Source organism: Amycolatopsis sp. NPDC057786 (assembly GCF_042797905.1).
GTDB lineage: Bacteria > Actinomycetota > Actinomycetes > Mycobacteriales > Pseudonocardiaceae > Amycolatopsis.
On record NZ_JBHVKW010000022.1, the window covers coordinates 43,606 to 65,088 of the forward strand.

General features: G+C 68.8%; 20 protein-coding genes. 9 read left to right on the forward strand and 11 right to left on the reverse strand.

The genetic code is table 11. The annotated features are described in order from the left end of the window. Nucleotides 1-83 precede the first annotated feature (83 nt). Together ACFVM3_RS15140 and ACFVM3_RS15145 are read right to left on the reverse strand one after the other, a co-directional pair. Nucleotides 84-482 (reverse strand): DUF4233 domain-containing protein, encoded by a 399-nt coding sequence (locus ACFVM3_RS15140; protein ID WP_034316250.1) that lies wholly within the window; start codon nt 480-482, stop codon nt 84-86. Next, nucleotides 479-2,155, reverse strand: a complete 1,677-nt coding sequence (locus ACFVM3_RS15145; RefSeq protein ID WP_378439037.1) for a bifunctional folylpolyglutamate synthase/dihydrofolate synthase — start codon at nt 2,153-2,155, stop codon at nt 479-481. Before ACFVM3_RS15145 ends, ACFVM3_RS15140 begins: the two co-directional genes overlap by 4 nt. Before the next feature lie 70 nt (nt 2,156-2,225). Here ACFVM3_RS15145 and ACFVM3_RS15150 point away from each other — a divergent pair, with 70 nt between their 5' ends. Together ACFVM3_RS15150 and ACFVM3_RS15155 are read left to right on the forward strand one after the other, a co-directional pair. After that, entirely contained in the window at nt 2,226-2,855 is a 630-nt protein-coding gene (locus ACFVM3_RS15150; protein ID WP_378439039.1) for a class I SAM-dependent methyltransferase, read from the forward strand. 107 nt (nt 2,856-2,962) lie between these two features. Continuing rightward, nucleotides 2,963-3,838, forward strand: coding sequence for an SGNH/GDSL hydrolase family protein (locus ACFVM3_RS15155; protein ID WP_378439041.1), 876 nt, complete (start codon nt 2,963-2,965; stop codon nt 3,836-3,838). 70 nt (nt 3,839-3,908) lie between these two features. Here the strand turns inward: ACFVM3_RS15155 and ACFVM3_RS15160 are convergent, their stop codons facing one another. After that, the gene (locus ACFVM3_RS15160) at nt 3,909-6,542 is read right to left on the reverse strand and encodes a valine--tRNA ligase (protein ID WP_378439042.1); all 2,634 of its coding nucleotides are present in this window, start codon (nt 6,540-6,542) and stop codon (nt 3,909-3,911) included. 107 nt (nt 6,543-6,649) lie between these two features. On the opposite strand from ACFVM3_RS15160, the gene ACFVM3_RS15165 reads away from it, so the two are divergent. Together ACFVM3_RS15165 and ACFVM3_RS15170 are read left to right on the forward strand one after the other, a co-directional pair. Beyond that, nucleotides 6,650-7,621 (forward strand): hypothetical protein, encoded by a 972-nt coding sequence (locus tag ACFVM3_RS15165; protein ID WP_378439044.1) that lies wholly within the window; start codon nt 6,650-6,652, stop codon nt 7,619-7,621. A gap of 30 nt (nt 7,622-7,651) precedes the next feature. Continuing rightward, on the forward strand, nt 7,652-7,972 hold the full coding sequence (locus tag ACFVM3_RS15170; protein ID WP_378439046.1) for a hypothetical protein: 321 nt from the start codon (nt 7,652-7,654) through the stop codon (nt 7,970-7,972). A gap of 27 nt (nt 7,973-7,999) precedes the next feature. Here ACFVM3_RS15170 and ACFVM3_RS15175 read toward each other — a convergent pair whose 3' ends face one another. Together ACFVM3_RS15175 and ACFVM3_RS15180 are read right to left on the reverse strand one after the other, a co-directional pair. Continuing rightward, nucleotides 8,000-8,380: a type II toxin-antitoxin system VapC family toxin gene (locus ACFVM3_RS15175; RefSeq protein ID WP_378439048.1), complete on the reverse strand. Its 381-nt coding sequence runs from the start codon at nt 8,378-8,380 to the stop codon at nt 8,000-8,002. After that, a complete protein-coding gene (locus ACFVM3_RS15180) occupies nt 8,377-8,625 on the reverse strand; it encodes a type II toxin-antitoxin system Phd/YefM family antitoxin (RefSeq protein ID WP_378439050.1) in 249 nt (82 codons plus the stop codon). The genes ACFVM3_RS15175 and ACFVM3_RS15180 overlap by 4 nt, the downstream gene beginning before the upstream one ends. Before the next feature lie 88 nt (nt 8,626-8,713). Here ACFVM3_RS15180 and ACFVM3_RS15185 point away from each other — a divergent pair, with 88 nt between their 5' ends. Further along, on the forward strand, nt 8,714-11,026 hold the full coding sequence (locus ACFVM3_RS15185) for an FdhF/YdeP family oxidoreductase (protein ID WP_378439052.1): 2,313 nt from the start codon (nt 8,714-8,716) through the stop codon (nt 11,024-11,026). Nucleotides 11,027-11,107: 81 nt separating this feature from the next. Further along, entirely contained in the window at nt 11,108-11,992 is an 885-nt protein-coding gene (locus ACFVM3_RS15190; RefSeq protein ID WP_378439054.1) for a hypothetical protein, read from the forward strand. A gap of 3 nt (nt 11,993-11,995) precedes the next feature. On the opposite strand, the gene ACFVM3_RS15195 is transcribed toward ACFVM3_RS15190, so the two are convergent. The 4 genes from ACFVM3_RS15195 to ACFVM3_RS15210 all read right to left on the reverse strand — a co-directional run bounded on the left by ACFVM3_RS15195 (nt 11,996) and on the right by ACFVM3_RS15210 (nt 16,245). Further along, nucleotides 11,996-13,396, reverse strand: coding sequence for an LCP family protein (locus ACFVM3_RS15195; RefSeq protein ID WP_378439056.1), 1,401 nt, complete (start codon nt 13,394-13,396; stop codon nt 11,996-11,998). 48 nt (nt 13,397-13,444) lie between these two features. Beyond that, nucleotides 13,445-14,188 carry an SDR family NAD(P)-dependent oxidoreductase gene (locus ACFVM3_RS15200; protein WP_378439058.1) on the reverse strand — a complete coding sequence of 248 codons (744 nt, stop codon included), beginning with the start codon at nt 14,186-14,188 and terminating at the stop codon, nt 13,445-13,447. Between the two features lie 570 nt (nt 14,189-14,758). Next, nucleotides 14,759-14,887, reverse strand: a complete 129-nt coding sequence (locus ACFVM3_RS15205) for a hypothetical protein (protein ID WP_255432039.1) — start codon at nt 14,885-14,887, stop codon at nt 14,759-14,761. After that, entirely contained in the window at nt 14,884-16,245 is a 1,362-nt protein-coding gene (locus tag ACFVM3_RS15210; RefSeq protein WP_378439060.1) for an OFA family MFS transporter, read from the reverse strand. Before ACFVM3_RS15210 ends, ACFVM3_RS15205 begins: the two co-directional genes overlap by 4 nt. 101 nt (nt 16,246-16,346) lie before the next feature. Between ACFVM3_RS15210 and fdhD the strand changes: the two genes are divergently transcribed. Beyond that, nucleotides 16,347-17,180 carry a formate dehydrogenase accessory sulfurtransferase FdhD gene (fdhD, locus tag ACFVM3_RS15215; RefSeq protein ID WP_378439062.1) on the forward strand — a complete coding sequence of 278 codons (834 nt, stop codon included), beginning with the start codon at nt 16,347-16,349 and terminating at the stop codon, nt 17,178-17,180. Nucleotides 17,181-17,249: 69 nt separating this feature from the next. On the opposite strand, the gene ACFVM3_RS15220 is transcribed toward fdhD, so the two are convergent. Next, nucleotides 17,250-18,686: a carotenoid oxygenase family protein gene (locus ACFVM3_RS15220; protein WP_378439064.1), complete on the reverse strand. Its 1,437-nt coding sequence runs from the start codon at nt 18,684-18,686 to the stop codon at nt 17,250-17,252. A 72-nt stretch (nt 18,687-18,758) separates the two neighbouring features. Here ACFVM3_RS15220 and ACFVM3_RS15225 point away from each other — a divergent pair, with 72 nt between their 5' ends. Together ACFVM3_RS15225 and ACFVM3_RS15230 are read left to right on the forward strand one after the other, a co-directional pair. Further along, nucleotides 18,759-19,457, forward strand: coding sequence for a TetR/AcrR family transcriptional regulator (locus ACFVM3_RS15225; protein WP_378439066.1), 699 nt, complete (start codon nt 18,759-18,761; stop codon nt 19,455-19,457). Between the two features lie 96 nt (nt 19,458-19,553). Continuing rightward, nucleotides 19,554-20,495, forward strand: a complete 942-nt coding sequence (locus ACFVM3_RS15230) for an alpha/beta hydrolase-fold protein (protein ID WP_378439068.1) — start codon at nt 19,554-19,556, stop codon at nt 20,493-20,495. Nucleotides 20,496-20,497: 2 nt separating this feature from the next. On the opposite strand, the gene ACFVM3_RS15235 is transcribed toward ACFVM3_RS15230, so the two are convergent. Then, the gene (locus ACFVM3_RS15235) at nt 20,498-21,418 is read right to left on the reverse strand and encodes an anti-sigma factor RsbA family regulatory protein (RefSeq protein ID WP_378439069.1); all 921 of its coding nucleotides are present in this window, start codon (nt 21,416-21,418) and stop codon (nt 20,498-20,500) included. Between the last annotated feature and the right edge of the window lie 65 nt (nt 21,419-21,483).

A 21,483-nucleotide genomic window follows, 5' to 3' on the forward strand; every position in this document is an offset into this window, starting at 1 on the left:
AACTCGCGTGATCAGACCCCGCACACCCCAGTGCGGTGTCCAGACACGCGAGTTACGCCTTTGCCCTGGCGACCCTGGAGAACCTACTGAGGTTGCTGTTGCTGACTCGGGAGCGTCCCGGCCGCCATCCGCCGCGCCACGTCCCGCCGCAGCCACAGCAGCCACAGCCAGATCCCGAGGAAGATCACCCCGAGGATCGCCACGGCGGGCAGCGCGACGAAAAAGGCGATCAGCGCGACCTGCAGCACGAGCACCGCTGGTACCGCCCAGGGCTTCTTCAGAAAACCGCACAGCACGATCAGCGCGACCGCGATGACGATCACCGACCAGCCGGTGAGCGAGCCGACACCGCCGCCTAGTTTCGCCACCACCGGCAGCGCGAGCGCGACGGTGATGCCCTCCATGATCAGGGACCCGGCCATCACGCCGCGGAAGGACTTCATCGGGTCCTTGGCGGGCGGCTTCGGGGTTTCGTCGGTCACGCCGGCTCCTTACCGAACAGGGTCCTGGCCTCGCCCGCGGTGACGACCGAGCCGGTGACCAGCACGCCGCCGCCCGCCAGGGGCTCCTCGGGGTCGTCGCTCTGCTCGACGAGGCCGATGGCGGTTTCGATCGCGGCGGCCAGGCTGGACTCGGCCACGACACGGTCTTCGCCGAAGATCGAGATGGCGATGTCGTTGAGCTCGTCGAGCGGCATCGCGCGCGGGGACGAGTTCTTGGTGACGACGATCTCGGAGACGACGGGTTCGAGGGCGTCCAGGATGCCGCGGGCGTCCTTCTCCGCCATCACGCCGACCACGGCGACGAGGCGGCGGAACGCGAACTCTTCGGCGACGGTGGTCGCGAGCGCCTTGGCGCCGTGCGGGTTGTGGGCGGCGTCGAGCAGCACGGTCGGCGCGGCGCGAACGCGTTCCAGCCTGCCGGGGGTCTCGACCTCGGCGAAGGCCTCGCGGACGGCTTCGATGACCAGTTGCTTGTCCTTGCCCGCGCCGAAGAAGGCTTCGACAGCGGCCAGCGCGAGGGCGGCGTTGGCGGCCTGGTGCGCGCCGTGCAGCGGCAGGAAGATCTCGTCGTAGACCCCGCCGAGGCCCTGTAGCTTCAGCATCTGCCCGCCGACGGCGATCTCACGCTCCAGCACACCGAACTCGCTGCCCGCGCGGGCGACGCTCGCGTCGACCTCGACGGCGCGTTCCAGCAGGATCTTCTGCACTTCGGGGTCCTGCTCGGCGATGACCGCGACGCTACCGGGCTTGATGATCCCGGCCTTCTCCACCGCGGCTTTGGCAGGCGAGCCGCCGAAGTACTCGACGTGGTCGACGCCGATCGGGGTGATGACGGCGACTTCGCCGTCGACGACGTTGGTGGCGTCCCAGGAGCCGCCGAGCCCGGTTTCGACGACCGCGGCTTCGACGGGCGCGTCGGCGAAGGCCGCGAACGCCATGCCGGTGAGCACCTCGAACTTGCTCATCGGCACCGCGTCGGGCCCGCCCGCGTTGTCCACCATGGTCACGTACGGCGCGACGTCGCGATACAGGTCGACGTACGCGGCGGCGGAGATGGGGGCGCCGTCGAGCCCGATCCGCTCGGTGACCAGCTGCAGGTGCGGGCTGGTGTACCGGCCGACGCGCAGGCCCATCCTCGTCAGCAGCGCGTCGATCATCCGGACGGTCGAGCCCTTGCCGTTGGTCCCGGCGACGTGCAGTACCGGGTAGCCGCGGTGCGGTTCACCCATGAGGTTGACCAGGGCCGCGATCCGGGCGAGGGACGGCTCGATCTTGGTCTCGGGCCAGCGCTGGTTCAGCTCGGCCTCGACGGCGAGCAGTTCACGGCGCGCCTGCTCCCCGTTCGGGTCGGCCGGGGCGAACTCGTCGCCCTGGTCGTCCAGTTCGTGGAGCTCCACGTCCTCGGGGGCGACGAGGTCCGGCACCGGGCCGAGCGCGAGGTTGTCCCCCAGCTGCCCGATCCCGCCGATCCCGCCGCCGGCGCCGCCGCCCGCCTGGTACGCGGCGTCGGGTGCGTCCAGATCCGGGTCGGTGTCGTCGGACGGATCGTGGGCGCGTGCCCCCAATTCGTCGACACCGGCGAAACTGTCCAGATCTGCCAGGTCCGGGGCTTCCCTGAAATCTTCGGAATCCCGGCCGTCACCTCGCGGCACGAACTCTCCTCTTACCCTTGCTGCCTGTCTGACCGAGTCTACGTGCGGCTTTTCCTGGCACTCTCGACGCATGGGGTTCAACCACAACGACCACTACCACCCGCTGCTGCTCGACCAGCTGCCTCCTGGGCCCGGCGTGGCGCTGGACGTGGGCTGCGGCAGCGGGCGGTTCGCGCGGCGGCTCGCGGCGACCGGGATGCACGTCGAGGCGATCGACCGGTCCGGCCCGATGATCGAGCTCGCCGGCGCCGCCGGTTCGCCGGGGCCCGGCACGATCTCCTACCGGCAGGCCGACGTGGTCGCCGAAAAGCTGCCGGAGGCGGCGTATGACTTCATCTCCTGCCTCGCGTCGCTCCACCATGTGCCGTTCGACACGGTCACGAAGCTGCGTGAAGCGCTGGTCCCGGGCGGTGTGCTGGCCGTGCTCGGCCTCGGCAGGCCCAGCACGTTCGCCGATTACGCGCGGGCCTTCGTGGCCTCCCCGGTCAACGCCGTGGCCAGGGCGCTCGTGTACGCGGGCGACCGGCTCAACGGCGGGGCCGATCCGCTGCCGACGGCGCCGATCGCGGAGACCTACCCGCCGATGAACCGGATCCGGCGCGACGCGGCCAGGCTGCTGCCGGGAAGCAAGGTCCGGAACCTGCTCTTCTACCGCTATCTCCTCGTCTACCGACGGCCGGAAGACGATCACCCGATGTGACACCCCAAGCGGGTGAAACCGGCGCCCGACCACCCGATCGGCGGCGCCGAGCAGGCCGGATCCGGTTCATTTTTGAGAGGCCGTCCAGTCCGGAGATCGGGGTCCTCATGCGCTTCAGACCTGTCCTGTTCGCGGCCGTCTCGACCGTCGTCCTGCTGATCGCCTCCGCCACGGCGGCCACCGCCGCCCCGCGGTCCTACCGGAATTACGTCGCGCTGGGTGATTCCTACACCTCCGGGCCGCTGATCCCGCTCCCCCGCCTCGACCCCCTCTTCTGCGGCAAGTCGACGCAGAACTACCCGTCGATCCTCGCCTCGGCCCTGCGGGTCCGCTCCTTCACCGACATCAGCTGCGGTGGCGCCGACACCACCAACATGACGCAGCGGCAGAGCGTGACCCTCGGCAGCAACCCGCCCCAGTTCAGCGCCCTGCGCGCGAACACCGACCTGGTCACGGTCGGGATCGGCGGCAACGACCACGACGTCTTCGGCACGCTGGTCGGCGTCTGCCCGTCACTGCGCGCGAGCGATCCCACGGGGAACCCGTGCCAGGACAGGTTCACCGTCGGCGGTGTCGACACCATCAAGGTCAAGATCGCCGACACCGGCAAGAACGTCGAGAAGGTACTTGCCGGGATCCACGCACGCTCGCCGCGCGCCGACGTGCTCGTCGTCGGCTACCCGCGGATCGCGCCGGAACGCGGCTACTGCCCGAAGATCCTGCCGTTCGCCGAGGGCGACTACGCCTGGCTCAACGACGTCGAGAAGGCGTTGAACTCGGCGATCGAGAAGGCCGTCGCCGCCGATGGCAAGGCGACCTTCGTGGATACGTTCGGTCCGTCCGCCGGGCACGACGCCTGCGCGCCGAACGGGGCCGCGTGGATCAACGGGCAGCACACGAAACTGCTCGCCGCGGCTGCCTATCACCCCTACCGCACCGGAATGGTGGGGGTGGCCGGCGTGGTCCTCCGTCACCTCCGCTGAGCCACCGCACGTGCTATGAAAGGTCCTTTCCTTGCAAATTTTGCAAGGAAAGGACCTTTCATAGCGCTCGTCAGGAGGCGGGAAGGGCGGCCAACCGGGCGTTGATGCGCTCGATGTCGGCGACCGCGGTCTCCTTGCGCGCCCGGATCTTGCCGATCACCGGCTCCGGCGCCTTGTCGATGAAGGCCTGGTTGCCGAGTTTGGCCTCGGCCTGCGCCAGTTCCTTCTCCGCCGCGCCGAGGTCCTTCTGCAGGCGCTTGCGCTCCGCGGCGACGTCGATGGTGCCGGACAGGTCCAGTTCGACGGTCACCACACCGGCCGACAGACCGACCTCGAGCGACGCGCTCGGCGCGAAGCCGTCCTCGGGCTGGGTGAGCCGGACCAGCGAACGGATCGGCTCGTCGTGCCCGGTGAGCTCGGCGAACCCGTCGCCGGACAGCCGCGCGGCCACCTTCTGGCTGGGCTTGAGGCCCTGGTCCGCGCGGAACCGGCGGACCTCGGTGACCAGCTTCTGCACGTCCGCGATCCGCTTGTCCGCCACGGGGTCGGCGTACGAGGCGTCGGCCACCGGCCACGGGGCGACCACCAGCGACTCACGGCCGGTCAGCGCCGTCCACAGCTTCTCGGTGATGAACGGGATGAACGGGTGCAGCAGCTTCAGCACCGTGTCGAACACGTGTCCCAGCACCGCGCGCGTCGCCGTCACGCGGGCCTCGTCACCCTGGAAGACCTGAACCTTCGACAGCTCCAGGTACCAGTCGCACAGCTCGGTCCAGGTGAACTGGTAGAGCGTGTCGGTGGCCTTCGCGAACTGGTAGTCCGCCAGGTAACCGGTGACCTCGTCGACGACGTTGCCGAGCCTGCCGAGGATCCAGCGGTCGGCCTCGGTGAGCTCGGCGGCCGCGGGCAGCGGGGCGTTCGCGTCCGCGCCGTTCATCATCGCGAACTTGGTGGCGTTCCAGAGCTTCGTGGTGAAGTTCCGGGAGCCCGCGACCCACTCCTCGCCGATCGGCACGTCGGTACCAGGGTTGGCGCCCCGCGTGAGGGTGAAGCGCAGCGCGTCGGTGCCGTAGCGGTCCATCCACTCGATGGGGTCGACACCGTTGCCCGCGGTCTTCGACATCTTCTTGCCGAACTGGTCGCGGACCATGCCGTGCAGCGCGATGGTCTTGAACGGCGCCTCGCCGGTGGCGTAGAGGCCGAACATCATCATCCGCACGACCCAGAAGAACAGGATGTCGTAGCCGGTGACCAGCACCGACGTCGGATAGAACTTGTTCAGGTCCGGGGTCTTCTCCGGCCAGCCGAGGGTGGAGAACGGCCACAGGCCCGACGAGAACCAGGTGTCGAGGACGTCCGGGTCCTGGGTCCAGCCCTCACCCGAAGGCGGCTCCTCGTCCGGTCCGACGCAGACGACCTCGTCGTTCGGGCCGTACCAGACCGGGATGCGGTGGCCCCACCACAGCTGGCGCGAGATGCACCAGTCGTGCAGGTTGTCGACCCAGTCGAAGTAGCGCTTCTCCATCTCCGCCGGGTGGACGTTCACGCGGCCGTCGCGCACCGCGTCCCCGGCGGCCTTCGCGAGCGGGCCGACCTTCACGAACCACTGCAGCGAAAGCCGCGGCTCGATCGGCTCCTTCGACCGCTCGGAGTGTCCGACACTGTGCAGGTACGGGCGCTTCTCCGCGACGATGCGGCCGTGCTCGCGCAGCTTCTCCCGCACCGCGACACGGGCTTCGAAGCGGTCCATGCCGTCGAACTCGGTGCCGGTGCCGTCGATCCGGCCCTGCTCGTCCATGATCGTGATCATCGGCAGGTCGTGCCGCTGGCCGATCTCGAAGTCGTTCGGGTCGTGCGCGGGGGTCACCTTGACCGCGCCGGTGCCGAACTCCGGGTCGACGTGCTTGTCCGCGACGATCGGGATCTTGCGCCCGGTCAGCGGAAGCTCGACCTCGGTGCCGATGAGGTGCGTGTAGCGCTCGTCGTCCGGGTGGACCGCGACGGCGGTGTCGCCGAGCATCGTCTCCATCCGGGTGGTGGCCACGACGATCGCGTTCTCGCCGTCGCCGTAGCGCATCGAGACGAGTTCGCCTTCGACCTCTTCGTGCTTCACCTCGGCGTCGGACAGCACCGACCGCAGCTCCGGCGACCAGTTGACCAGCCGCTCGGCGCGGTAGATCAGGCCGTCGTCGTAGAGCTTCTTGAAGATCGTGTTGACGGCCTTGGACAGGCCGTCGTCCATGGTGAACCGCTCACGGGTCCAGTCGACGCCCTCGCCGAGGCGCTTCATCTGGGCGAGGATCTTGCCGCCGTGCTCGTTCTTCCACTGCCAGACGCGCTCCACGAAGGCCTCGCGGCCGAGCTCGCGGCGGCTGGTGCCCTCGGCGCGGAGCTGCTTCTCGACCAGCGCGTGGACCGCGATGCTCGCGTGGTCCATACCCGGCAGGTACAGCGTCTCGTCGCCGAGCATGCGGTGGTAGCGGGTGATGGCGTCGATCAGGGTGTGCTCGAACGCGTGCCCGATGTGCAGCGAACCGGTCACGTTCGGGGGCGGGATGACTACCGTGAACGGCGGCTTGTCCGACGTGGGGTCGGCCGTGAAGTAGCCGGCGTCTACCCAACGCTGGTAGAGCGAGGCTTCTTCGTCGGCCGGGTTCCAGGTACCCGGAAGGTCGGTCTGCTGCTGCTGGGCGTTCTCGGTCACAGTTGACAAGTCTACGAACCCCCTCTAACGAGTTCCTCACCGGCCGTAACGCCCGCCGTTCCCAGCCGATGAGGGGATGTCGTCACGCACTGGGGAGGGGCGGGCTCTTGGCAGACCGGCGGTTGGAGACGCATCCGGATCTGATGGATCCGGAATGGCGTAAGCACGCGGAACTGGACGCCTGGCTCGGCGCGAAGAAGGACCTCAAGCAGCGGCGGAAGCAGAGGCCGAGGCGCCGTTTCGGGATGTCACGGCGGCTCGTCGTGGTCCTGTTCCTGACCGGGACCGTGGCCCTGCTCGGGGCCGCGGCGGTCGTCGTGCCCCAAATGCGGGGAAGCGCCGATCCGGGGCAGCCTCCGAAGGCGGCCCCGGTGCTCATCGGTGTCGATCTCGACCGGCCCTTCGACCGCACTCCCGCCGCGAACTGGCGCGAGGGACTGGCCGGGATCACCGTGCCGCCGGGGCAGGCCATCGCGGGCTTCACCGCGCAGGAGGTCGACGCCGCGTACCGGAAGGTGACGGAGGCCATTTCGGCCGCGCGGCTCGGCTCGCGCGCGTTGCAGGATCACGATGGTTCGGAACTGCTGGCGCTGCTGGCTCCGAACGAGCGCGCCCGGATCGAACCGAAGGTCACGAGCACGGCCACCCTCGAGAAGAGCCAGTACCTGGTCCTCATCGGACCGAACCGGCTGCTTCCGGTGAGTCCGCGCATGACGGGCTCCCTCACGACGAAGAGCGGCGAAGACGGCGAGCTGATCATCCACGCGAGTTACGTGACCGCGTATGCCTTCGACGCGCGTCCGGGCGAGGTCAGGTCCCCGGAGGACGTCGTCCCGTTCGTCCGGGACGAACAGGACTACGTGATCCGCAAGGCTCCGCCGTTCGCGAAGGCCGACGCCGGGCTCGGTTTCGGAGACGGCGCGGGCTACAGCTCACGCATGGCCTGTGATGCGGCGAAGGCCGGCATCCTCGCACCCCAGTACGCTGACAAAGACAGACCTGTCGCCGGGCCACCGGTCGACGAGGCCAGCACCTACGACCCGACGAAACCCCTCCCGTCGAGGGACACCTGCGGGTAGCCCTGCCGAACCCTGGGGAAGAGGACAGAGATGGACGAAGAGGACCGGCGGATCGAGACCCACCCGGACCTGGTCGACCCGAACTGGCAGAAGCACGCCGAGCTGGACGCCTGGCTGGGTGCGAAGAAGGAGCTCAAGAAGAAACGCCGCAAGGAGCGCAAGGCGGCCTCCGGTGGCGGCTACTCCGCGCCGGGGACGAGCCGGTGGCCGGGCGTCGCCGCGATCGTCGCCCTGATCGTGCTGGTCGTGGCCGCGATCACGGTGAACGCGGTGCAGGAACGCGGCGTCAACGAGACGCCCTGGTTCCCGCTCGACGAATCGCAGATCACCCGGCTCGTCACCGACGCCTGACGCACCTCGTCGGGGCCGCGAGGGGCGTCAGACCGGGATTACTTCCACCAGATCCTCGATCCCGACGAGATCCTTGGCGTTGCGGGTGTACAGCCGGGCGTCGTGAGCGTGCGCGGTCGCGGCGATCAGGAGATCCATGGTCCGCGCACGCGGCTGACGTCCCGCTTCGACCACGGACACCGCGAGCAGCCCATAACTGGCGGCCACGGCGTCGTCGATCGGCAACGCATCGAAATCACGCTGAAGCGCGCTCAGCCGTCGCAATCGCTGGGCGCGCCGGACCGGATTCGCCGCCACCAGGACGCCGAAATGCAACTCGGCGATGGTGGCGGAACTAATGGCCAGCTCTCCTTCGAGCGGTGGCAGATCGGTGGCGATGACGACACTGGTGTCCAGTACCGCCCTCATGCGGTGGTCCAGGGATCACGGAAGGTCTGATCGATCAGGTCCCGATCGGCGTCCCAGTCCGGATCGGCGGGCCCGCGGAATATTTCAGCCACTTCGTCGTAGGACCGCCAGGCACGCCTGGACACCGGCACCAGCCGGGCGCTGGGACGACCGGAGACGGTGATCGTCACCTCTTCCCCGGCTTCGGCCCGCCGCACCAGCTCGGAAGCCTGCTGTCGCAATTCCCGCAATCCAACAGAACCCATGGGACCAGAGTAGCACATGTGCTACGTCGATGATCCGAACCGGCACCCCTCGGTCGCGCGCGGGAGCGGCAAGGCGCACGATGGGGTCATGACCCGCGAAGCACCCGCGAACGACGTTGACGAGACCCAGCTCGAGGTCGGGAAACCGAAGAGCTGGGCGGCAGGGATCCCTGGGGTCGCCGTCTCCCTGATGCGCGGCATGGAACAGATGGGCGCCGCGCGCACGGTGAAGACGTTGCGCCTGCTGAACCAGCGCGACGGCTTCGACTGCCCAGGTTGCGCCTGGCCGGAGCCGCGCGAGGTCGACGGTGAGCACCGCAAACTCGCGGAGTTCTGCGAGAACGGCGCGAAGGCCGTCGCCGAGGAGGCGACGAAGCGCCGCGTCGGCCGCGAGTTCTTCGCCGCGCACTCGATTCAAGAGCTGGCGGAGAAGACGGACTACTGGCTCGGGCAGCAAGGCCGCATCACCGAGCCGTTCGTGCTGCGCGAAGGCGCGACGCATTACGAGCCGATCTCCTGGGACGACGCGTTCACGCTGGTCGCCGACGAACTTCGCGCGCTGCAGGACCCGAACGAGGCGATCTTCTACACCTCCGGCCGCACCAGCAACGAGGCCGCGTTCCTCTACCAGCTGCTCGTGCGCTCCTTCGGCACCAACAACCTCCCCGACTGCTCCAACATGTGCCACGAGTCCTCCGGCGCGGCGCTCGCGGCCACGACCGGGATCGGCAAGGGCTCGGTGTCGCTCGCCGACATCCACAAGGCGGACCTGATCGTGGTGGTCGGCCAGAACCCGGGCACCAACCACCCGCGCATGCTGTCCGCGCTGGAGGAGGCCAAGGGCAACGGCGCGAAGATCATGGCGGTCAACCCGCTGCCCGAAGCCGGCCTGATGCGGTTCAAGAATCCGCAGAACGTCCGCGGCGTGGTCGGCAAGGGCACCCCGCTGGCCGACGAGTTCGCGCAGATCCGGCTCGGCGGCGACCTCGCGCTGTTCCAGGCGATCGGCCATCTGCTGCTGAAGTGGGAAGGCGAGACTCCCGGCACGATCGTCGACCGCGCGTTCGTCGAATCGTCCACCGAGGGGTTCGAGGACTACGCGAAGCATCTGCGGGAGATCGACTGGACCGAGGTCGGCGCCGCGACCGGGCTGCCACGGGAGCAGATCGAGCGGCTCGCGCGGATGATCGCGACGTCGAAGCGGACCATCTACTGCTGGGCGATGGGCCTGACCCAACACAAGCACGCGGTGCAGACGATCTCCGAGGTCGCGAACCTGGCGCTGGTGCGCGGTATGATCGGCGAGCCTGGCGCGGGTCTGTGCCCGGTGCGCGGGCACTCCAACGTCCAGGGCGACCGGACGATGGGCATCTGGGAGAAGATGCCTGAGTCCTTTATGGACAGTCTCGACGCCGAGTTCGGCATCAAGGTCCCGCGAGACCACGGTTACGACACCGTCGACGCGATCCGCGCGATGCGGGACGGCAAGGGCAAGGTCTTCTTCGCCGTCGGCGGCAACTTCGCCTCCGCCACACCGGACACGGAGCTGACCGAGAAGGCGCTCAAGTCGTGTTCGCTGACCGCGCACGTGTCCACCAAGCTCAACCGGTCGCACGTGGTCACCGGCAAGACCGCGCTGATCCTGCCCACCCTCGGCCGCACCGAACGCGACCTCCAGGCGGGCGGCGAGCAGTTCGTCACCGTCGAGGACTCGATGTCGCAGGTGCACACCTCACGCGGCAGGCTGGCGCCGGCCAGTGAGCATCTGCTCTCCGAGGTCGCCATCATCTGCCATCTCGCGGAGGCCCTGCTCGGTGCCGGGCACGCCGTGCCGTGGCGGGACTTCCACGCCGACTACGACCTCATCCGAGACCGGATCGCCAAGGTCGTCCCCGGCTGCCACGACTACAACGCCCGAGTGCGCGAGCCCGACGGCTTCGTCCTGCCGAACGCGCCGCGCGACTCCCGGCAGTTCAACGGGACCGCCAACGGCAAGGCGAACTTCACCGTCTCCGAGCTCGAGTATCCCGAGGTGCCCGAAGGCAGGCTGCTGCTGCAGACGATGCGCAGCCACGACCAGTACAACACCACGATCTACGGGCTCTCCGACCGTTACCGCGGGATCGAGGACGCGCGGCGCGTGGTACTGGTGAACCCCGAGGACCTGGTCTCGCTCGGGCTCGCCGACGGCGCGATGGTCGACTTGGTCTCGGAATGGCGGGACGGCGACCGCCGGGCCCCACGGTTCCGGGTGGTCTCCTACCCGACGGCGAAGGGCTGCGCGGCGGCGTACTTCCCCGAGGCGAACGCGTTGGTGCCGCTGGATTCGGTGGCCGACAAGTCGAACACCCCGGTGTCGAAGGCGATCGTGGTGCGGCTGGAGCCGGTGACCGCACCATAGGCTGCCCGGTCGGCGGTGTCGGGCGGGCTCGGCAGGGGTCCACCGTGAAGTAGCCAACCCACTTCGCGGAAAGGCCTTGCCATGTCACGAAGATCGACTCTGCGCTGCTTCGCCGCCCTGGCCTCGCTCTTGCTCGTCGCGGTACTGCCCGGCGCGGCCACCGCCGCTCCGGGCGCACCGCCGCCGCTGCCTTTCGTCTCCCAGCTCGACCTGTCCTGCTACCGGACCGAGGGCTACAAACCGCCGCCGGTCGAACTCACCCTCACGCACCTCAACCCCGTCCTCGCGAAATTGCCGTCGGAGACGGTCAAGCTGGGTGAACGCCAACAGCTCTGCGTACCGGTCGCGAAGAACGGCGCCATCCCGCCGCCGGGAATCCTCGACTACGTCCGCTGGGTGGATCTGTCCTGCTACCGGATCGAAGGCCGCGCGGTCGACTTCCCGCTGACGCTGAGCCATCTGAACCCCGTCGTGCAGAAGCTCGGCATCCAGGACGCGCACGTCACGATGTTGTCGCCGGAGCAGTTGTGCGTCCCGGTCGCGAAGAACGGCACCATCCCACCGTCGGAGATCCTGTCGTTCGTGCGGCACATCGACCTCGAGTGCTACGCCCTGCGCGTCCTCGGCATCCCCACCATCCCGTTCCCGGTGACGCTGGGCCATCTCAACCCGGTGCTGGCCGACCGGCCGAAGGTGGACGTCAAGGTCGGCAACGCGCGGCAGTTGTGCGTCCCGGTGGCCAAACGCGGTGACGAGATCCCGCCGGAAGTGCTCGGCACCGTGCAGTGGCTGGATCTGGCGAAGGCGGACGTCAGCACCGCCCCGAGCGTCGTCGGGCCGGTCACCCTGAAACTGACCCACCTGAACCCGGTGCTGGCGCGGCTTCCCGGCGAAGAGGTCGTCATCACCGAACCGGTCCAGCTGGGCCTTCCGGTGGCGAAGAACGGCAAAGTCCCACCGGGCTGAGAGTCAGTCGATGCAGCCCGCGGTGTCCGGCGTGATCGGCTGGTCACCCTGCGCGGGCGCTCCCCCGCCCGCGGAAACGCCCGGTCCTTTGTAGACCTGGCCGAGGACGACCTCGATCTGGCCCGCGGCGACCGAATCGGCTTTCTGGACGTCCAGTCCACCGAGCAGTTTCGCGATCTCCGCCGCGGGCCCGGCCGCGTCGCTGTACCGGACGACGGAGGTACGCCGCCCGGTTTCGGCCTTCGTGTCGCCCTTGCCGAATCCCTTCTCCGCCAACAGGTCCGAGACGCGGGCGGCGAGACCGTCCTTGCCGCTCGCGTTGACGACGTCGACCTTGGGGCCGGCGGGCGCCTGCGGTGTCGTGGGCTGGGCGCCGATCAGCGAGGCGGCGAACGCCCGCACCTGGGTGGGATCCACCTGCACGGCGGTCCAGGTCGGATGCCGGGGGTCGTAGCGGTAGTCGGGGTTGACCACCGGGATCGTCTCGAAGGCGATGCCACCGCCGGAGACCCCGCGCATCTGCCGGACGAAGTCGAGCAGGTCCCACGAACCGTCGAGCACCACCGAACGCTTCACCGCGTCGATCAGTTCGGAGACACGGGCCGGGTTCGCCAGCGTTCCGGCGGACAGGGTCTGCTTCGCCAGCCCGGCGAGGAACACCTGTTGGCGGCGTACGCGGTCGAGGTCGCTGCGGGGCAGGTTCTTGCGCTGGCGGACGAAGGCCAGCGCGTCGGCGCCCTGGATCGTCTGCCGCCCGGCGGGGAAGTCCGCGCCGGATTCGCGGTCCTTGGTCGCCTTGTTCAGGCAGACCTCGACCCCGCCGACGGCCTTGCTGATCTCGTAGAAGCTCAGCAGGTTGACTTCGGCGAAGTGGTCGATCTTGATCCCGGCGAGTTCCTCGACGGCCTTCAAGGTCGCCTTCCGCGCGGCGGTGATCGCCACCTTTTCGATCTCCGCCTTGTCGGTCTTGCCCGCCGCGCGCTGCTCACTCGCCGAGGCGAACTTGGCGCGGCCGAAGATCTCGTTGATCTTGCTCTTGTCCTTCTGCCCCGGCTGCGCGACCCACGAGTCACGCGGGATCGAAAAGGCCTTCACGGCCTGCTGCCCGTTGGGGATGCGGAGCACGATGAGCGTGTCCGTCAGGTCGTCGCCGTTCGCGCCGACCCGCAGTTCCCGCAGCACCTCCGGGGCCAGCGGTCTGCCCTGATTGTCGGACCGCGAATCGCGGCCGACCAGCAGGATGTCCAGCGAACCGTCGGCGGGCCGTTCCCCCGGCTCCGGCGCGTCGATCACGTCTTCGCGGGTGACGCCGTCCAGCGAACTCAGCGTCGTGTATCCGTACGCGGTCCCGCCGAACACCGCCGCCGCGAGCGCGGCGACCAGGACCTTCCCCAGCTTGTGCACGACCTTTAGACGCGCGGGAGGCCGTCAATGCTGCATTCGTGATCCAGTTCACATCCGCAGATGCGACGCGCCGTTCAGGTCGAGGATCGCGCCGGACGCCCACGTGGCCTCGGCGGAAGCGAGATAGACGACCGCCGCCGCGACCTCCTCCGGCGTGCCGACCCGGCCGAACGGGCTCTCGCCGCTCGCGCCCTCGACCTTCGCCGCGACCCGGTCCGTGGCGGTGAAACCGGGCGCGACCGAGGTCACCGCGATCCCGTGCGGGGCGAGGGCGACAGCGAGCGACTGCCCAAGCGAGTGCAGCGCGGCCTTGCTCGCGCCGTATGCGGGGAACTCGGGCTCACCCTTGAAGGCGCCCCGCGAGCCGATGTTGACCACCCTGCCTGCCGCGCCGCGCTCGATCATGTGCCGGGCCACGCAGTAGGTCACGTTCGCGGTGCCGAGGACGTTGACGTCGAGCATCCGCCGCCAGGCACGCTGCCAGTCCTCATAGGACACTTCGGCGACGGGATGGGCCGACGCGGCGGACGGCGCGAAGGCGGCGTTGTTCACCAGGACGTCGACGCCGTCCACCAGCGCCTCCGCCTCGTCGGCGACCCGCTGCGCCGCCTCGGGATCCGACAGGTCGCCCTGGATCAGCCCGTGGCCGGAACCGGGTAAGTCGCCGAGTGTCCGCTCGGCGTCCTCCCGCTTCGAGGCGTAGTGGACGGCGACACGGTCGCCCTTTTCCGCGAAGGCGCGGGCGACCGCACGGCCGATACCGCGCGACGCCCCGGTGACCAGAACTCCCACGAGCCGACCTTAGCCGGTGGCCCGTAGGCCCGCATCGCAGTGTCCACAAAGGACGCTTTCTGCGCCGGAGGCGCGAAGGTGCCCGAAAGCGTCGGTACAGGTGTCGTGAGTGCCGCGCCGAGACAACACAGGACACAGTTGGCTGCTCAGTCGGCGCCCCCAATGTGGCATCGGAGACACTCGGACCTTCACAGGCTGGGCCCAGGAACCACTTAACCGGAAGCCACTCACGAGAGCGGCGGGTGCCGCTCGAAGCCCGCGCCCCGGTGTTCATGTCGCGAAAGCCACTTTCGGGACACCAGACGTCTCGAAAGTGGCTTTCGCGACACTCCACACAGCACCGGGAGGAGCTCCCGCCACTATCGATCCCCAGCCGACCGGCCACCCACCCCACCGACGTCGCGAAAGCCACTTTCACAACCTTCAGCGTTGCGAAAGTGGCTTTCACAACACTCCACCTTTGCCTAACCCCCCGGCAGAACCCGAAACGCCACTCACGACCCCGGCGACCGAAGGCGAAGGGGCCTTTCACTGCATCAGACGCGACGAAGGGAGCCTTCAGCCCACGGCCTAGCCGCCGAAGAGCTGGACGACCTTCCGGAACAGTTCGTAGACGCCGTACGCGAACGGGAGCGCGACCCACAGCCAGGCGAAGACCATCAGCCCGGTGCGGCGGCGAACGGGAGCCTGTTCGGTCATCGGGCCTCACTCCTCGCGGGCTCACCGGACGACGCCGGTTCGTGGTACTTCGGGTTGACCGGGCGCACCAGTTCGTTGGCGACGAAACCGACGACCAGCAGGCCGATCATGATGAACAGCGACGTCGAGTAGAGGTCGGGGCCGACCTTGCCCGCCGCCTTCTGGCTGTCGGAGATGGCGTTGACGATGAGCGGCCCGAGCACCCCCGCCATCGACCACGCGGTCAGCAGCCTGCCGTGGATCGCGCCCACCTGGTAGGTGCCGAAGAGGTCCTTCAGGTACGCGGGCACCGTCGCGAAGCCGCCGCCGTAGAACGACAGGATCAACATGGCGCACAGGACGAACACGAGCTTCGACGCGTTGGTGGTCAGCGCGATCACCAGGTACAGGAGCGCGCCGACACCAAGGTAGAGCCGGTAGATGTTCTTGCGCCCCACCAGGTCCGAAGTGGACGACCAGACGAACCGGCCGAGCATGTTGGTCAGCGAGAGCAACGCGACGAACCCGGCCGCCGCGGCGGTGCCGACCGGGGTCGAGGTCTCGCGGAAGAAGTCCGCGATCATCGGCGATGCCTTCTCCAGGATGCCGATACCCGCGGTCACGTTGAAGCACAGGACCACCCAGAGCAGCCAGAACTGCGGCGTCTTGATGGCGTTGCGCGCCGACACGTTCGCGGTGGTGATCATCGCGGTGCCATGGTCGGTCTTCGGTTCCCAGCCCGTGGGCTTCCAGCCCTCGGCGGGCACCCGGACCAGCAGGATGCCGAGGGTCATGAAGACCGCGTAGACCAGGCCGTGCACGAGGAAGGCCGTCGCGACGGTCCCGATGGACCACGGCGCCGCGCCCAGCATCTGGGAAGACCACGGGGAGGCGATCAGCGCGCCGCCGCCGAAGCCCATGATCGCGATCCCCGTGGCCATCCCCGGCCGGTCAGGGAACCATTTGATCAATGTCGACACCGGCGAGATGTAGCCGATGCCGAGCCCGATGCCGCCGATGCCGCCCCAGCCGAGGACGACGAGCCAGTACTGCGACGTCGCCACACCGAGCGCGGAAAGCAGGAAACCCGAGCTGAAACAGACCATCGAGACGAACATCGCCCAGCGCGGTCCGTTGCGTTCGACCAGCGTCCCGCCGAACGCCGCCGACAGCCCGAGCATCACGATGCCGAGCTGGAACGGCAGAGCGCTCTCCGTGCCGCTGAGCCCGAGCGTCTTCTCCAGCGGCGGTTTGAAGACGCTCCACGCGTACGCCTGCCCGATCGACAGGTGGACGGCCAGCGCGGCGGGCGGCACCAGCCAGCGGCTCCAGCCCGGCGATGCGACGATGCGGGAACGGTCCAGGAAGCCGACAGCCATCCGGCGCCTCCGTACTCTGAGGATGTGCACTGGGAATGTATTACTTAATTCCCGACGTTGCAGTACTCGAGTGTCGAATAACCGGTCAGAAGGGTGGACAAGTGGGCAGGGTGACGGTGCGACGTCCGGTGCGGAAGATCTCCGCGACGAAGGACGTGCGACGGCCCGACGTGCTCGCGGCCGAAGAACCGCTGGAGATCCGCGTCGGCGGCAAGGCACTCGCGGTCACCATGCGGACACCCGGCAACGACGTGGAACTGGCGCACGGGTTCCTGCTGTCGGAGGGCGTGCTCACTTCGCGTGAGGACGTCGCGGTCGCGCGGTACTGCGACGGCGTCGACGACCAGGGCCGCAACACCTACAACGTCCTGGACATCGCGCTGGCCGAAGGGGTGGCTCCGCCGGAGACGGGCGTCGAGCGGAACTTCTACACCACGTCCTCGTGCGGCGTCTGCGGCAAGGCCGCGCTCGACGCGGTGAAGCTGAAAAGCCGGTTTTCGCCGGAGAAGTCCGAGTTCGCGGTGAGCACCGACGTGCTGTCGAAGCTCCCGGACACGCTTCGCGCACACCAGAAGGTGTTTTCCAGCACTGGCGGGCTGCACGCGGCAGCTCTGTTCGACGGTGACGGGAACCTCGCCGTCGTCCGCGAAGACGTCGGCAGGCACAACGCCGTCGACAAGGTCCTCGGCTGGGCACTGCAGGAGGGCCGGATCCCCGCGTCGGACGTCGGGCTGCTGGTGTCCGGCCGCGCCTCGTTCGAACTGGTGCAGAAGGCCGCCATGGCCGGGATCGGCCTGCTGGCGGCGGTTTCCGCGCCGTCGTCGCTGGCCGCGGAACTGGCCGACGAGAACGGCATGACCCTCATCGGTTTCCTGCGCGGCGACAGCATGAACCTCTACAGCGGCGAACAGCGGGTGCTCGGCCTCGGGAGCTGAAGGACGCTTTCCCCGCGTCTCACGAGACGAAAGCGTCCTTCACCGCGTGACATGCGGTGAAGGACGCTTTCAGCCCTCCGCGCCCACCCAGTTGCCGTGGAAGCCGTTCGGGACACGGTCCGGCAGGTGCACGGCACCGACGGTCTCCAGCGTCTCCGCGTCCAAAATGGTCAGATCGCTCTTCCGCGTCGCGGCGTCGTAGACGAAGCCCATCAGCACCCCCTCGTCCTCCCCAGCGTCCACAGAGGACGGAACGAAGACGAACTCCCCCACCTGGCTGCCCGCGCCGAATTCCCGCGAAGCGACCGACCGGTTCCACAGATCGTGCTTCAGCAGGGCACCAGAGGACGCCGATCCGTCCCTTGTGGACACCGAGTAGCCGTAGCGGTGCCGCCGTCCCACCAAACGCTCGTCGACACGCGGGAACTCCTGCCCCTGGTCGTCGAGACGTTCTTCGACGACCTTGCCGACGGCCAGGTCGATGGTCCAGCGGTCGAGGGTCGGCGGCCCTTCGGCGGGTCCGAGCAGTTCGGTGTCGAACATCTTCGGATGCCGCACGACGTCCAGCACGATGTCGTCGCCGTCGTCGTAGGCGTTCATCGGGTGGAAGACGTAGCACGGCTCGATCTCGAACCAGCGGACGTCGCCGTTGCCGCCGTCGCGCGGCATGACCCCGATCCGCGCCGGGTACTTCGGGTTCCAGCGGTACGGCAGGCCGGCGTTGCCCGAGATCCGCTGACGCAGCCGCGCGCTGAGCGGATCCGGCACCTTAACCTTGCCCACCAGCGCGGAGATCACCAGCTGGGCGGGCGTGCGCAGGAACGACGGCACGGACGCGGCGACGGCCTGTCCGGTATCGAACGTGACCGGGAGATCGTAGAAGACGACGTGCTTCTCGGTCAGGGAGAAGTCGTGCATCATCGGCGAACCGGCGACTTCGACGTCGACCTTGCGCCGCGCGCGGCCGTGGGCGTCGATCACCGAGTACTGCACCTTGTTGCCCCACCCGAAGAAGTACGAGACGGCGTGCAATTCGCCGGTCTCCGGATCACGCTTCGGGTGGGCGGTGTAGCCACCGGGCAGGGTGCCGTCGAAGTCGCAGGCACCGACGGTGTCGAGCTCGTCGGTCAGTTCGAAGCTGGTGGCGCCGCCCTCGATCAGCGCGAAGGTCTTGCCCGCGTGGCCGATCACGTTCGTATTGGCCCCCATGGAGGCGGACTCCCCGCCTTCCCAGCGCTCGCCCAGCTCCCCGGACAGCCGCGGGTTGCGCACCCAGCGGTTGCGGTACCACTCGGCGCGGCCGTCCCGCAGCCGGACGCCGTGCACCATGCCGTCGCCCATGAACCAGTGGTAGGCCGCCGGGTCGACTTCGGACAGCGGGTTCGGCCCGTTCCGCAGATAGCGCCCGTCCAGGTACTCCGGGACGTGCCCGGTGACGCGCAGTTCGGTGATCGTGTGTTCACGGTTGACCGGGGCGAAGTTGCCCTCGAGGAACTTGTTGCCCATCACTGGCCCCCTAGCGCTGGAATAACGTTGTTATGCACTCATTTATAACAGGGTTATGAGACACTGGCAAGCATGGCACCGAAACCCTCCGCCGCCGAGGTCAAGGCCAAGCTGATCGAGGCGGCGATCCGGCTGCTCTCGGACGGCGGCCCCGAGGCGCTCCAGGCCCGCAAGCTGGCGGCCGAGATCGGCGCGTCGACCATGGCCGTGTACACCCATTTCGGCGGGATGGGCGCGCTGGTGGACGAGGTCGCGCGCGAGGGGTTCCGCCGGCTGTCGGCGAATCTGGGCGAAGTCGAGGAAACCGACGACCCGGTGGCCGACATCCTCACCCTGGCACTGGCGTACCGGCGGACCGTGGTGGACAACCCGCAGCTCTACGCCGTGACCTTCGGCCAGAGCCAGCCCAGCGGGCAAAAGGCGGCGCTGAGCGACATGACCAAGGAGGAGACCCGCCAGAACGCCAGCGAAGAAGGCATCGAGGCCTTCGGCTACCTTGTCCGCGCGGCGAAACGGGTGATCGACACGGGCCGGTTCCGCCCCGCCCCGGAGTTCGCGGTCGCCGCGCAGCTCTGGAGCGCCGTGCACGGCTACATCACGCTGGAGGTCGCCGGCCACTTCGGCGACGGCGACAATGGTGTGGACCACATCCTGATTCCCCTGGCCACCGCCCTCGGCGTGGGTCTCGGCGACACTTACGAGGCGGCGACGCGGTCCGCGCGGATCTCGATCGAGGCCTGGCGCGCGAAAGAGGGAAACATCGGCACCTGATCCGGCGATACCCCGGTCACAGGTCGGTGAATCGTGCAACCTTCGAGCGGAAACGCACGTCTGACCTGGTGGAAGCTCACGGGGGAACGGGGATCGGTGAACGAGGACGACCAGGGGCACAAGACGCTGCCGGGGGTGGACGGCGCCCGCCGGTGGCTGAGCCGTCGTTCCGTGCTGATCGCCGGCGCCTCGGGTCTCGGAGTCGCCGGTCTCGCCGCCGGAACGGCCACCGGAGCCCTCCCGTTCAGCGAAGCGCTCCAGCGGGCTCTCGGCGTCGCGTCGCCGACGCCGGCCACCCAGCTGGGCAAGCCCCGCGTCGAACGCGTCTACTCCGAAGCCCGCGGCCGCGAGGTCGACCTGGTGCTCATGCTGCCGACCAAGGCCCCGCCCAAGGGCCTGCCGATGTCGCTGATGCTGCACGGCCTCCACGGCACCGCACGCCACGCGGCCCCCACCGGGCTGCTCAAGCAGCTCAGCAGCGAGGTCGCCCGCAAGGCGGTGCCCCCGTTCGGGTTCGTCGCCGTCGACGGCGGTGACCACTACTGGCACGAGAACCAGCCCGGCGACAACCCGATGGCGATGCTGCTCGAAGAGATCCCCCGCTGGCTGGCCGCACGCGGCCTCGGCGGCCGGGACGGGCAGCCGTTCGCCGCCACCGGGGTTTCGATGGGCGGTTTCGGCGCGCTGCTGTACACCCGGCGCCGTCTGGAACGCCGTCGACCGCCCGCCGCGGTCGCGGCGCTCGCGCCCGCGCTGATCACGTCGTGGGCCGAGATGAGCAAACGGCGCGCGTTCCGCGACGCCACCGACTGGGGCTCGCTGGATCCGTTGCGCCACATCGATGTCACCAAGAGCGTGCCGACCGGCATCTGGTGCGGGACCGAGGACCCGTTCATCGGCGGGGTGCGGAAGTTCATCTCCGAAGCGCGGCCCATGGTCGCGCACACCTCGCGCGGCAAGCACGGCGACACCTTCAACCGCACGGTCGTGCCGAGCCTGATCGCGTTCCTCGGCAAGCACGTGCCGAAGCACGACTGAACTCAGACGCGGAAGTAGACCCTGGTCACGGTCGACCCCGGTCTGAGGTACTGCCGGACCAGGTCGGCGACCTGGTTCACCAGCACCAGGCCCCGTCCGCCGAGCTGCCCCGGCGAAGCGGGACGGCGCCCCGCCAGCGGATCGCTCAAGGTCCCTTCGTCGATGACCTCGCAGAGCACGTGGCGCTCGTCCCGCCAGACTCGGACGACACCGTGGCCCGATCCGTGCAGCACGCTGTTGGCGGACAGCTCCGCCACGGCGAGCACGAGATCCTCCACCCGGTCCGGGGCGAGGCCGCTCTCTTCGGCCCGGGCCTGCGCGAACCTGCGCACCGCGGAGAGCCTGCCGAGATCGAAGCGGAACGCGTCGGCCGACCGCGGCTCGGGCAGCGGCAGGTTGTACTTCTCGACGACCACGTCGGGCGCGTAGCCCGCGCTCGGGCGATCGCCGTCGGCACCCGACAGGGTCGGATGGGTGCGCTCGGCGTCGGCGAGGACGTCGTCTTCGAGCCGCGTCCGGTCGTAGGGGCACAGGATACTGAGGTCTCGATCACCGAAGGCGAAGTTGATCAGTGCTTCGTGTTGCGCGCACGCCGGGTACTCGACGGCCGAACGGCCCGCCCAGATCGGCTCGCCGATGATCCGGACCGGCCCCGGCCGGTTGTCCGCGAACGCGAGCAGCACACCGGGAAGGATGCGGCCCGGATTCCGGCCCGCTTCGCTCATGTCGATGAGCTCGACCTCGGCGGCGGAATCCCCCAAGGCCGCTTCGATCAGGGCAAGGTTCCGGCCCGGCACCGCCACCGCGACGGGCTCGTCGTGCTTCAAACCCTCCAGGATGTACGGAATCGTACCGTCCAGGTACTCGGCGTCACCGGAGTAGAGCAGGCCCACATGGGAGAAGGGACCCGCGGTGACTGTCACGGACTCGTCTTACCCCGTCCAGGGGTTTCTGAAACCCTGCTAACGGAGGGAAATCCGGAAAAGTG

Excerpts from the sequence above, each read along its gene's own strand:
- ACFVM3_RS15190 (WP_378439054.1), top strand. The coding sequence starts at position 11,108 with ATGTCACGAAGATCGACTCTGCGCTGCTTCGCCGCCCTGGCCTCGCTC.
- ACFVM3_RS15185 (WP_378439052.1), top strand. The coding sequence starts at position 8,714 with ATGACCCGCGAAGCACCCGCGAACGACGTTGACGAGACCCAGCTCGAG.
- ACFVM3_RS15170 (WP_378439046.1), top strand. The coding sequence starts at position 7,652 with ATGGACGAAGAGGACCGGCGGATCGAGACCCACCCGGACCTGGTCGAC.
- ACFVM3_RS15220 (WP_378439064.1), bottom strand. The coding sequence starts at position 18,686 with ATGGGCAACAAGTTCCTCGAGGGCAACTTCGCCCCGGTCAACCGTGAA.
- ACFVM3_RS15205 (WP_255432039.1), bottom strand. The coding sequence starts at position 14,887 with ATGACCGAACAGGCTCCCGTTCGCCGCCGCACCGGGCTGATGGTCTTC.
- ACFVM3_RS15150 (WP_378439039.1), top strand. The coding sequence starts at position 2,226 with ATGGGGTTCAACCACAACGACCACTACCACCCGCTGCTGCTCGACCAG.
- ACFVM3_RS15180 (WP_378439050.1), bottom strand. The coding sequence starts at position 8,625 with ATGGGTTCTGTTGGATTGCGGGAATTGCGACAGCAGGCTTCCGAGCTG.
- ACFVM3_RS15155 (WP_378439041.1), top strand. The coding sequence starts at position 2,963 with ATGCGCTTCAGACCTGTCCTGTTCGCGGCCGTCTCGACCGTCGTCCTG.
- ACFVM3_RS15175 (WP_378439048.1), bottom strand. The coding sequence starts at position 8,380 with ATGAGGGCGGTACTGGACACCAGTGTCGTCATCGCCACCGATCTGCCA.
- ACFVM3_RS15225 (WP_378439066.1), top strand. The coding sequence starts at position 18,759 with ATGGCACCGAAACCCTCCGCCGCCGAGGTCAAGGCCAAGCTGATCGAG.
- ACFVM3_RS15210 (WP_378439060.1), bottom strand. The coding sequence starts at position 16,245 with ATGGCTGTCGGCTTCCTGGACCGTTCCCGCATCGTCGCATCGCCGGGC.